The 12,406-nt window shown below is 61.9% G+C and carries 7 protein-coding genes; 1 reads left to right on the top strand and 6 read right to left on the bottom strand.

Annotated features, from left to right (window positions below):
• Positions 1–85 precede the first annotated feature (85 nt).
• The 6 genes from Q1A75_RS11610 to Q1A75_RS11585 form a co-directional block, all read right to left on the bottom strand.
• Positions 86–1,720, bottom strand: a complete 1,635-nt coding sequence (locus Q1A75_RS11610) for an ABC transporter ATP-binding protein (protein WP_299554800.1) — start codon at positions 1,718–1,720, stop codon at positions 86–88.
• Positions 1,721–1,790: 70 nt separating this feature from the next.
• Positions 1,791–2,609 (bottom strand): ABC transporter permease, encoded by an 819-nt coding sequence (locus Q1A75_RS11605; RefSeq protein WP_299202281.1) that lies wholly within the window; start codon positions 2,607–2,609, stop codon positions 1,791–1,793.
• A gap of 124 nt (positions 2,610–2,733) precedes the next feature.
• Complete coding sequence (locus tag Q1A75_RS11600; RefSeq protein ID WP_299554804.1) at positions 2,734–3,690, bottom strand: ABC transporter permease; 957 nt, start codon at positions 3,688–3,690, stop codon at positions 2,734–2,736.
• Positions 3,691–3,793: 103 nt separating this feature from the next.
• Positions 3,794–5,386: an ABC transporter substrate-binding protein gene (locus Q1A75_RS11595; protein ID WP_299554807.1), complete on the bottom strand. Its 1,593-nt coding sequence runs from the start codon at positions 5,384–5,386 to the stop codon at positions 3,794–3,796.
• 137 nt (positions 5,387–5,523) lie between these two features.
• Positions 5,524–7,476, bottom strand: coding sequence for a CocE/NonD family hydrolase (locus tag Q1A75_RS11590; RefSeq protein ID WP_299554810.1), 1,953 nt, complete (start codon positions 7,474–7,476; stop codon positions 5,524–5,526).
• Positions 7,477–7,785: 309 nt separating this feature from the next.
• Entirely contained in the window at positions 7,786–8,889 is a 1,104-nt protein-coding gene (locus Q1A75_RS11585; protein ID WP_299554813.1) for a DUF4147 domain-containing protein, read from the bottom strand.
• 219 nt (positions 8,890–9,108) lie between these two features.
• Here Q1A75_RS11585 and Q1A75_RS11580 point away from each other — a divergent pair, with 219 nt between their 5' ends.
• A complete protein-coding gene (locus Q1A75_RS11580; protein ID WP_299554816.1) occupies positions 9,109–12,288 on the top strand; it encodes an Ig-like domain-containing protein in 3,180 nt (1,059 codons plus the stop codon).
• Positions 12,289–12,406 lie beyond the last annotated feature (118 nt).

The following is a 12,406-nucleotide window of genomic DNA, read 5'->3' as shown; positions in this document are numbered from 1 at the left end:
GTTTTGGATTTGGCGTTTGGGACGGGTCGGACGCGCTTTGCCTATGGCAAAGACGCCCCGCCCACCGTCCCTTTTGGGCTGTCCTTCAGTTGCCTGCGCTTTCCATCTTGCGGTTGGCGATGACGTCTTCGAGCCAGCCGAGTTTCATTTCGGGCACGGAACTGAGCAGCAGATCGGTGTAGTCGTCATAGGGGGGTGTCAGCACTTCGGACTTGGTGCCGTAGCGCTGGACCTTGCCCTGATACATGACTGCGATGCTGTCCGAGATAGCTCGCACCGTGGCGAGGTCATGCGTGATGAAGAGATAGGCGACATCCTCGATCCTTTGCAGGTCGAGCAGTAGTTTCAGGATGCCGTCGGCCACCAGCGGGTCGAGTGCCGATGTCACCTCGTCACAGATGATCAGCTTGGGCTTGGCCGCGAGGGCGCGGGCGATGCAGATCCGTTGTTTCTGTCCGCCGGAAAGCTCTGCCGGGTAGCGGTCCTGGAAGCCCTTGCCCAGTTCAATCTCGTCCAGCAGTTCCTGGATGCGTTTCTGCTTCTCTGCGCCTTTGAGGCCGAAATAGAATTCGAGCGGACGCCCGATGATCGTGCCCACTGTCTGGCGTGGGTTCATGGCCGTATCCGCCATCTGGTAGATCATCTGCAACTCGCGCAGGTCTTCGATGCTGCGGGAGGGTTGATCCGGGCTGAGGGCGCGGCCTGCGAAGGTGATCTTGCCTGCCGTTGGGGGCAAGAGGCCGGTGATCACCCGGGCGAGCGTGGATTTGCCGGAGCCGGATTCGCCCACAACGGCCAGCGTCTGGCCGGGGCTGATGTCGACGCTGACATTGTGCAGGACGTCGAAATTGGTGCCTTTGTAGCGGGCGGTGATGTTTTCGACCCGCAGGACCGGTTCGGTGGGTTGCTTTTCCTCGTGTTCGATGGAGCGGACGGAAACGAGCGCCTTTGTGTACTCTTCCTGGGGCGTGTTGATGATCTGGTCGGTCGTGCCGTATTCGACCATTTGCCCATGCCGCAGCACCATGATGTGGTCGCTGACCTGTACGACCACGGCGAGGTCATGGGTGATGTAGAGGGCGGCCACCCCGGTGTCGCGGATCGCGTCCTTGATCGCTTTCAGCACGTCGATCTGGGTCGTGACGTCGAGGGCCGTGGTGGGTTCGTCGAACACCACGAGGTCGGGTTCCGGACAAAGTGCGAGCGCCGTCATGCAGCGTTGCAGTTGCCCGCCAGAGACCTGGTGCGGGTAGCGGTTGCCGATGGTGTCGGGGTCGGGCAGGCCCAGCTTGATGAAGAGTTCGACGGCGCGGGCCTGTGCCTTGGCTTTTGTGAACTTGCCCTGACCCACGGCCGCCTCGATCACCTGTTCCATGATCTGCTTGGCCGGGTTGAACGAGGCGGCAGCCGATTGGCTGACATATGTCACTTCAGCCCCGCGCAGCTTGCGAATGTCCCTGAGCGGTGCTTGCAGGACGTCGCGCCCGTTCACTTCGACAGAGCCTGCGGTGAGTTTCACGCCGCCGCGACCATAGGCCATGGAGGCGAGGCCGATGGTGGATTTGCCTGCGCCGGATTCACCGATCAGGCCGAGCACCTTGCCGGGTTCGACATCGAAGTCGACGCCGTGCACGATTTCAATGTCGTGGGGTTTTTCGCCGGGCGGATAGACGGTGGCGCCGATCTTGAGGCCGCGGACTTTGAGCAGTGGTGTTGTCATGTTGGCGTATCTCCGGGGCTCTGCCCCGGACCCCGAGGTATTTTGGGCCAGAAGAAAGGACGGGTTTGGGTCATCCGCGGCCCCCTTTGAGTGAGGTGGTGCGGTTCAGGATCCAGTCGGCGATGAGGTTCACGCTGATGGCAAGCGTGGCGATGGCGACGGCCGGGTAGAGTGCGGCGCCGATGCCGAAATTGATCCCTTCCTTGTTCTCTTTCACGATGCCGCCCCAGTCCGCCAGCGGGGGCTGCACGCCGATGCCCAGGAAGGACAGGGTGGAGATGAAGAGCACCATGAAGATGAAGCGCAGGCCCATTTCGGCCACCAGCGGTGAGAGCGCGTTGGGCAGGATTTCCCGGAAGATGATCCAGCCGAGTTTTTCGCCCCTGAGCCGGGCGGCCTCCACGTAGTCCATGACGCTTATGTCTACGGCCACCGCGCGGGCGAGGCGGTAGACCCGTGTGGAGTCCAGAAGGCCCATGATGACGATCAGGGTGAGCACCGTGGCCTCGATACTCGACAGGATGACCAGCGCGAGGATGAGCGACGGGATCGACATGAAGAGATCGACGAGGCGGGACATGACCTGATCGACCCAGCCGCCGGAGACGGCGGCCAGGAAGCCAAGGACGGAGCCCGTGGTGAAGCTGAGGATGGTGGCGGCGGTGGCGATGAAGATTGTCGTTTGCCCGCCAAAGATCATGCGGGTGAGCAGGTCGCGGCCAATCTGGTCGGTGCCAAGCCAGTGGGCGGCGGAGGAGGGCTCCCACACATCACCCACGGTTTCGGCCATGCCGTAGGGGGCGATGAGCGGTGCGAAGAGTGCTGCGAGGAAGTAGGTGCCGGTGATCAGAAGGCCGATGGCGGCGGAGAGGGGGATGTTTTTTAGCATGGGTTGGATCCCATCGTTTGATTGTGTTCTTGGTTTTGCACCGCAAAATATAACCGGGTGCTGGACCGCGCCTTTGCTTTGCAAAGACTCTCATCCACACGAAATGAGTTTTGTTGCACAAAACTCATTTTGGGTGCCTCAAACGCGGGTTGGCGAGAATACTCACCACGTCAGCGACAATGTTAAGAATGATGTAGACGGCGGCGAAGATCACACCGCAGGCCAGCACGACCGGTACGTCCCGTTTGACCACCGCGTCCACAAGGTATTGGCCCATGCCGGGATAGGCAAAGACCACTTCGACCACGACGACACCCACCACGAGGTAGGCGAGATTGATCATCACCACGTTGACGATGGGGGCGATGGCGTTGGGGAAAGCGTGGCGGTAGATGACCTTGAACGTGGTCAGGCCCTTGAGTTCGGCCGTTTCGATATAGGCCGATTGCATCACGTTCAGGATGGCGGCGCGTGTCATGCGCATCATATGCGCCAGCACCACCATCGTCAGCACTGCGACGGGCAGAGAGATGGCGTGCAACTGATCGAGCAGTGGCATGCCGGGTGATACTGAGGCGAACGAGGGCGCCCAGAAGAGTTTCACCGCGAAGAAGAACACGAGGATGTAGGCGATCATGAATTCGGGCAGCGAGATCGAGGCGAGCGTGATGCCCGAGATCAGCTTGTCCGGCCAGCGGTTCTGGAAGCGCACAGCGATGAGGCCCAGCAGGATCGCCAGCGGGACCGAGATGATGGCCGCCCAGAAGGCAAGGAACAGGGTCGAGGACATGCGGCGTGCGATCTGTTCACCGATGGGCAGCTTGTTGGTCAGCGCCACGCCCATATCCCCGGTCACGATGCCGCCCAGCCATTCGACATAGCGGGTGACGGCGGGGCGGTTCAGCCCCATTTCCTCGCGCAGGTTGGCGAGGCTTTCGGGCGTGGCGGATTGGCCCAGAATGGCCTGTGCCGCGTCGCCGGGCAGAATCTCGGTCAGACCGAAGATCAGGGCGGAGGCCGCGAACAGCAACAACACACCAAGGGCGAGGCGCTCTGCGACAAGTTTTTGAATGGGGTGCATGAGGCGGGTCCTGATGGGACCGATGCCGCCCGGTCAGGGCGTGCGCAGGGTCGTGAATTGAAAAACCGCGCCCGTTTGTGTGCGGGCGCGGTGTGATGTGGACTTAGGCTTTCCAGGTGTACTTGCCGGTTTTCCAGTACATCTGCGGGCCGTTGGGGTTTGGTTCCCACCCCTGGACCGATGCGGAGACCGCATCCACGAAGTCGTTGAACATGGGCACCATCACGCCGCCCTCTTCGTTCATCATGCGACCCATCTTGGAATAGATCTCTTTCCGCTTGCCTTCGTCGATCTCGGCGCGGGCTTCCAGAAGCATGGCGTCGAATTCCGGGCGCTTCCAGCGCGTGTCGTTCCAGTCTGCCGTGGACAGGTAGGCCGTGGTGTACATCTGGTCCTGCACCGGGCGACCGCCCCAGTAGGAACAGCAGAAGGGCTGTACGTTCCAGACCTCGGACCAGTAGCCGTCATTCGGTTCGCGCTTGATTTCCAGCGGGATGCCTGCCGCCTGGCAGGACTGCTGGAACAGGGCTGCGGCATCGACCGCGCCCGGGAAGGCCCCATCGGCGGTGCGCAGGATGATGTGCGACCCATCGTGGCCGGACTTCTTGTAGTGCTCTGCCGCTTTTTCCAGATCAAAGCTGCGCTGTGGGATCGTTTCGTCAAAGAAAGGATAGGCCGCGTTGATCGGCATGTCGTTCCCGACAGATCCATAGCCTTGCAGGATCTTTTCGACCATTTCCTCGCGATTGAGCGCGTGTTTCAGGGCCAGACGCAGTTCGTTTTCGTCGAACGGCGCCGTGTCCACGTGCATGATAAAGACGTAGTGGCCGCGTCCCTGGGTCGACAGTACGTTGACGGTCGGGGCACGGTCCAGCAGTTTGGCGATCTTGGGTTCCACGCGGTTGATGGCGTCGACCTGACCCGATTGCAGGGCTGCCGTGCGCGCGGTGGCATCGTTCAGCACGATGATTTCGACTGCGTCGTAGTGGGCCACTTGTGTCTGGTCGCCGCCCCAGTAGTCCGCCTTGCGGGCGAAGGTCATGCGTACGCCGGGTTCATCCGTTTCGAGCGTGTAGGGGCCTGTGCCGATGGCCGCTGCCGGGTCGTCAAAGCCGCCGCCGGGTTGGATGATCAGGTGATAGTCCGCCATCAGGTAGGGCAGGTCGGCGTTGCCGACGCCCAGCGTCACTTCGAACACGTCGCCATCTGTACGCATGCTTTCGATGCCCTGCACGATGCCGAGCGCGCCCGATTTGGATTCCTCGTTCGAGTGGCGTTCCATTGTTTTGAGCACGTCGTCGGCGGTGACCGCCGCGCCGTTCGAGAATGCGACGCCGCTGCGGATCTTGAACCGCCAGATTGTGGCGTCGTCCGAGCCTTCCCAGCTTTCGGCGACCAGCCCCTTGAGGCTGCCGTCGGCGACCAGTTCGACCAGGGGTTCACCCCACAGGAAACCGCCAGCAAGCGGGACATCGGAAGCCCACGTGGCGGGGTCCTGGCTGTTGGTGGATTCACCACCCTGAATACCCATCTTGAATGTACCGCCCGCGACCGGTGCGGCCTTGGCTTCGGTGGCGAGCATCGAGGATGCAACGGCCGCCGTGACACCAAGGGCTGCGGCGCGCGCCATGAATTCACGTCGCGTCATCTTGCCTGCCGCCACCTTGGCTGACAGGTGTTCCAGTTCATTTGACATCAATTTCTCCCGGTTGGTCCCCTGCGCCTTGGCGGCGCGTTTCTTGTTTGCGCCGTTAGCGTACCCATTTGATGACACCCCGCAAGGGGTAATCCGGGAATGTTTTCAGCATTGTGAGCGTCAGCGGCATGCAGCGCCTATAGGTTCCGCCGCGGAACCTTGTCGGTTATCTCGCGTTGGTAGACACGTATATCGTTCTCGAACGCGTCCAGTTTTGCATTGAGGTGAAAGTGGGTGGCGTCGGACCACATCTCGCACCGCGCTTCGGTGCGTAAGTGTATATCGTCACGTTCGATTTCGTCCGTCCAGTGGCAAGTACCCCTTGCAGACAAGGGATCATCGGGATGGATGTCCCACCGTTCGCGGGCGATAGAGCCGTGGATCAGGCCGTGATCCAGATCGCGGACCTTGCCGAAGTCGTCTTTGATGATCAGAGAGGTGACGCCTGTGACCATATCGGTTTCCTGACGGCGGGTGTGAGCTTCGGGGCGAAGTTCCTCGGTTTGCCAGGGTGCTGCAGCATCGGGTGGTTCGACGTGGCATGTGTCGGCGTCCGTCAATGCGTCAATCGACAGTGAGCCTGCGTGCAGCGTGACGGTGGCCGCTTCGGGGGCAGGCCAAATCAGGGGCCAATAGGCCGTGGACACAGAAACGCGCATGCGGTGGCCTGCCGGTACAGAATACGCAATGTGATCCAGATTGAGCCGAACCGCTTCCCGCTGCCCGGGCACCAATGGTCCGCCCAGGTGGTCTGCGAGGTTGAGAAGGCCATAAGTGATCCGCATAGAGGCACCATCGGGATGTATGTGGTTCAGCCGCACAGTGATATGGGCAACGGGCTTGTCAGCGCTCAGGTTCAGGCGAATGACCGGGGCGCCCGTAATTGCGAGTTCTGCACCCAGCGGCGCGCTGTCAAATCTTGCGCTCAGCGCGTCATCGCGCCTCTGATCTCCGGGTAGTTCCGGGCCCAGCCAGATGGCGCAGTATTCCCCAGCGTCTGCGCCGGTGTCTTGAGGCGATGCGATCTCGCGCTGGATGGTGCCTTGCTCCGGACCGAGGCCGGCGTCGGTCATGTGCCAATGCTGTGTTTCAGTTTGCGGGTCCGCAAGCCATCGTCCGGGCCGGTTGGTGTACCACGTGGCGGGTCGAACGCCGTCCATGAGGTACGTGCGCAGGTCTGGGTCGTCCTCGACCCCGGTGTCCGCGCCTTTCAGCCAGCGATCCCACCACCGCAGCGCCTCTTGCAGGAAACCGATCCGCGGTTCGGGCACGGCGAAATGCGGGTACTTGTGCACCCATGGGCCAATGATGCCCTTGGCGCCGGGCAGGTTCTGCACGATCTGCGGCACGGCGTTCTTGTAGGCATCGCCCCAGCCGCCGACGGCCAGCACCTTGGCCTTGATCGTGTCGTAGCTCTCGCAGACCGAGCCGTGCTTCCAATAGTCGTCCCGTGTCTGGTGACGCAGCCATGTGCTGGGCAGGAAGGGTTCGTTTTCGAGCCGCTCCAGCCACATCTCGCGCCAGTCGGGCCGCAGGGCCGGGTCGGGGGCGCGGGATGAATAGCTCCACATCGTGGCGCCCCAGCCGAGGTTTTCGTTCAGAAGGCAGCCGCCCTTGTAATGGATGTCATCCGCAAAGCGGTCGACGGTCGAGCAGAGCGTGATGATGGCCTTCAGCGGCTCCGGCGCCATCGCTGCGACCTGAAGACTGTTGAAGCCGCCCCAACTGATCCCCATCATGCCAACATTGCCATTGCACCACGGCTGGGCCACCGCCCACGTGATCACCTCGACCGCGTCGTCAAGCTCCTGCTGCGTATATTCGTCCTCCATCACCCCGTGGCTGTCGCCATTGCCTCGCATATCGACGCGCAGGCAGGCATAGCCGCGCTGGGCGAAGTAGGGATGTGTGAGCGCGTCGCGGGCGCAGGTCCCATCGCGTTTGCGGTAGGGCAGGTATTCGAGGATCACCGAGACCGGATCGTCAACGGCGTCAACCGGGCACCACATCCGGGCGGACAGGCGGGTCCCATCGGCGAGGGTGATGCCCAGATCAGGTTGCTCTTCGATCTCGCGGAGTGCGTTTTTCATGGACGCACGGTGAGCCGCGCCATGCGAGACTGTCAAGCGGCAGAGGGGGCCAGCCCCCTCGCGCTGACGCGCTCACCCCCGAGGTATTTTGGGCCAGAAGAAAGAGATTGTTAACCTGAACAGATCATGTTGCGCATACGGTACAGGCGGAGGCGCCGATGGCCGTGCCAGGAGAAGGGGTCACCTTTCTTCATGAGGGGAGGGCCGGACGCCTTCCCCTTTCTTCTTCTGGCTGAAAATACCTCGGGGGAGGCCGCAGGCCGGGGGCAGCGCCCCCTGAAAATATGTCGTCGCGCAGCGGCCTTTGGATCACGCCTTGTATGCGATGAGCAGGTCCATGACATTCGTGCCCGTAGGGCCAGTGATGACAAGGGCGCCGCGGTCTTTCAGCCAGGGATAGGCGTCGGCCCGCGCAAGTGCGTCTGCGCCGCTGTCTGCCCATGTGGTGCCGTCGATCAGGGCACCTGCCGCGTCGGTGGGGCCGTCCGTGCCGTCTGTGCCTGCCACGAGGATGTGCAGCCCTTGGGTCCCGGCGATCTCTCGGGCCAGCGCGAGACCCAGTGCCATGTTGCGCCCGCCTTGTCCCGGATTGTCGGGCAGTTGAACAACAGGCTCACCGCCGAAAATGTGCAGGCCGGGTGCCGCATCTCGCAACATCTGGCCGAGGCGCGGTGCGAGGTCTGCAATGTCAGCGTACAGCGTTTCACGGTTTGTCAGCACCGGCACTGGGCTGGCTGCAGCCACCGCGTCCCGTGCAATGGCATTGCTGGCGATGATGTGCGGGACGAAGGCAAAGCTTGGATCCGCGGGTGCATCACCAATGCCTGATCCGATGGTGGCGAGGCTGTCGCCTTCAACATCCGACAGCGCCAGTGTCGTGACTTGCGCGCCCTGGAAACCCGTCAGCAGCTTGCCGCCCTTGATCTGCGACCGTGATGTGCGATGGGCATTCATGTCTCCTATCGGAGTTCCGGAAGACAGAAGGGCCTGCGTCTCGGCCTTGAGGGCATCGAGGGTCATGTCGCCCTCGGGCACTTCGGCCAGCGCCGAAGCGCCGCCCGAGACCAGCATGAGAAGGTGGCTGTCACGTGCGCAGGCATGGACGGCGTCGATTAACGCCTGTCCCGCCTGTACCGACGCAGCATCCGGTACCGGATGAGCGGCCTCGATGACCTGCGCGCTCTTTGGTGCGGTGTCGGCGTGGCCGTATTTCGTGACAATCAGGCAGGGCACATCTGGCCAAGCTCGTACGGCTGCCGCCGCCATTGCGGCTGCAGCCTTACCGACCGCGATGATCCTGTCCGGCCTGCGCAGGACCTGTCCTGCTTCGATCGTGCGATGTACGGCGGCATCGCCACCTACGGCATTCACACCCGTACGCCAAAGGGTGAGAAGATCGGGTGTCTTGGGCATTGGGGACCTCGTTGCAGCGATGGGTGAGTCCGAATCATCACAATATCTACCCGGAATCACTGCAAATTGTGATCCCGGAGCAAAAAGACTCTAGCCCTAGAATCATGATTCGCGTATCAGAGCCGAACAACAAGTGGTCAGCACGGCAAACAAGGTCGGCGACGCGTTAACTGAAAGAACCGCAAGAAAGCGGTTTGGGGCGAGAGTGGTGGTGTTGAAATGAAGGCGATTGATTTCGTCGTCCGCGATGGTGCGGGCGCATTGCAGCGTGGTACCGTGCCGATTGACGGCGGTACAAAGGTTTCACTGACAAGCGGGCAGGAAGTTTCCTTCAATCTGCGGCAGGTCGATCTGGCGGGGCAGCAGCGCAGCGGTGATGATCTGATCATCACCCTTGTTGATGGGCGCCAAATCACTCTTGAAAACTATTTCAATGATGTTGGCGATGCGAACCGGCTGTTCATCTCGGCTGATGGTTATCTGAACGAGGTCGCATTTGTTGAAACCACCGACGGAGCGCTCTACGCACAGTTCGGGCCGACCGAACAATGGGGTAAGTGGAGCCCATCGGATGATCTGATCTATCTGGGCCGTACGGAAGTGGCACAGGCCGCTGCGACGGGTGAAGATGAAGTGTCGATGCTTGGGGCCGCGCTTCTTGGCGGTGGCGGCTTGCTTGGCGGAGGCGCGGCAGCAGCTGCGGCCGTGATCGGTGGCGCTGCGGTTGTCGGCGGTGGAGGTGGCGGCGATGACAGTGGTCGCGATACATCCACCCCCACACCTGCTGATCCCACCGTAGACAATGTGGGTACATCCACAAATGTGGGCGGTGACGATACATCGACCCACCGCTTCACGGTCTCTGGCACCGGCGAGCCAGGAGATACGGTTGATGTGACGGCTGGCGGTCAGGTTCAGACCGTCATCATCGCGGATGACGGCACCTGGTCGGTGGACTTTGTGGATGGCACCTTCCCTGCGGATGGAACGGTGGACACGTCTGTCGTGTTCACGCACGGAAGCGGCGCTACGACGACCCTCGCTGGTCCGACCTTTGTCATTGATACCACGCCGCCGGAGGTTGCTGTGACTGAAGGTGTCGACTCTGTCGGTCACATTGTGAACGACGCGGAGTTGTCGGGTGGGGTGACGCTTGAAGGGACAGCCGAGGCGGGCGCAACGCTGGTGATCACCATCGGTGGTGTAACACGCACCGTCACCGTGGCTGACACTGGCACATGGGAGGCCACGTGGCAGCCCGGCACGCTTGCTGACGGTGAGTATTCGACGGGTGTCAGCATCGTGGCGACGGATGCGTTCGGCAACAGCACGACTGTGAACGATACCCTCGTTGTCGATACGGTTGCTTCGGTCACGATGGAGACGGCGACCGTTGAAACGGACGGCACCATCAACGCGGCTGAGGCCGCGGATGGCGTTACGCTGACCGGCACGGCGCAGCCCGGATCGACGGTCGAGGTAACCTTTGGAAGTGTCACCCGCAGCGCGACTGTGGATGCGGCAGGACAGTGGTCGGCGGTGTTCACTGCGTCTGAAATTCCCTCTGGCGAAACTGAAGTGGCTGTGACGGCTGTGGCAACGGATGCTGCCGGGAACAGTGCGACGGCCACCGGGTCGGTCACTGTTGATACGTTGGTCAATGCGCTTGGCTACACCTCGACCGCAGGTGGCGACGGCACGATCAATGCAGCCGAAGCGGCCTCGGGCCTGGTCGTCACGGGCGTGGTTGAGCCCGGATCCACCGTTGTGGTGGAGCTGGGAGGTGTGACCACCAGTGCCGTTGTGGCTGCCGATGGGACGTGGACAGCGACCTTTGCGCCGGGGCAGGTGCCCCCGGGCACATATACATCAGACATGGTGGCGACCGCGACGGATGCTGCGGGCAACACCAGCAGCGTGACCCAATCGGTGAATGTCGACACGCAGGCAAGTGTTCTGACGCTCGACGGTCCGGTTGAAGGGGATGACATTATCAACGGCGCAGAGGTGAGCGACGGGGTGGTCCTGTCTGGCACTGCTGATCCCGGTGCGCTGGTCAACGTGACGTTGCACGGTGTCACGCATCAGGCCGTCGCAGGCACCAACGGTGTCTGGCAGGCGTTCTTCAACGCGACCGAAGTGCAACAAGGCACCTACGATGCGCAGATCACGGCAACCACAACCGATGCAGCCGGAAACACGGCCACGGTGACGGATACGGTGCACGTGGATACACGTGTCGACAACCTGTCTGTCGCGGCGGATGTGATCGAAGGCGACAACGTGATTTCCGGTGCTGAACGGGCCGATGGGGTTGTCGTCAACGGCACGACGGAGCCCGGATCGACCGTGACAGTCACCTTGGGCAGCCAGACGGTGCAGGCCATCGTGGATGCCAACGGGAACTGGCAAGCGCCCTTCGCGGCCTCGCAAATTCCCGAGGGCGAGTACACAACCAGCGTATCTGTCACCGCGACCGACCTTGCGGGCAACGTGGCCACGGTGTCGGACACCGTGCGGGTCGACACGCTGGTCAACCAGCTTGATATCCAGGACAACGTGACCGCTGACGATGTGGTCAGCGGGGCTGAGGCGCGCGAGGGCATCAACCTTGGCGGACAGGTCGAGCCCGGCTCGACCGTCATGGTCGATTTCAATGGCACCGTTCTGGCGGCAACCGTAGATGCGGCCGGAAACTGGTCGCTGGATATTCCGCCATCGGCCATTCCCAGCGGAGAATATGACGCGGCGATCACTGTCATGGCGACTGATGCCGTGGGCAACACCGAAACCCTCAGCGACACGGTCCGCATCGATACAGACGCCCCTGATGGTCCTGTCATCGCCAGCTTTACCCGTGATGCGGATGGTATCCGCGGCATCTCGACCGAGCAAAGCGATGGGGATCTGGCCGTGGCGCAGGTCAACGCGGACGGGTCGATCACCGATGTGGCCGCGACGCAGATCGATATTGATGTGCTGGGCGAAACGAACTTCCAGTTCCAGACCGATGTGCCGGACGGCTCGCACCTTGTGGTGAGCAGCGCGGATGCGGCGGGCAACACCGTTGGCAGCTACGTGGTGCTGGACGATGAAAGTGCCAATTCAAGCGTCGATCTGGGCAACCCGGCCTTGGGCAACTACCAGATCGAAGCGGTCGAGCTGCAATTCGCGGAAGAGGCCAACCTGACGATCACCGAGGCGCAACTGCTTGGACTGTCGGACAGCACCAATACGCTGACCATTCATGGCGGCAGCGACGACACGGTGACCATCGCAGGGGCCACGCGCACCGGGGCAACAACGGTCGATGGGCAGTCCTATGACGTCTACAGCCTGGGCACCGAGGGCACGATCATTCTGGACGACGACATCGCGGTCAACACGGGCGTCGTCTAGGACACTGACAAAACGAAATTTTCACTGGGCAAGAGCAACTACAAAAACAATCGAGCACACTCCAGAACGATATGAGGCGCGGACCGGGTTCCGTAACCGCGCCCACACAACCCAACGA

Origin of the sequence: uncultured Tateyamaria sp. (assembly GCF_947504105.1) — a bacterium.
GTDB lineage: Bacteria > Pseudomonadota > Alphaproteobacteria > Rhodobacterales > Rhodobacteraceae > Tateyamaria.
Note: the sequence above shows the minus strand (reverse complement) of the source record. Positions and strands in the feature narration are given on the sequence as shown.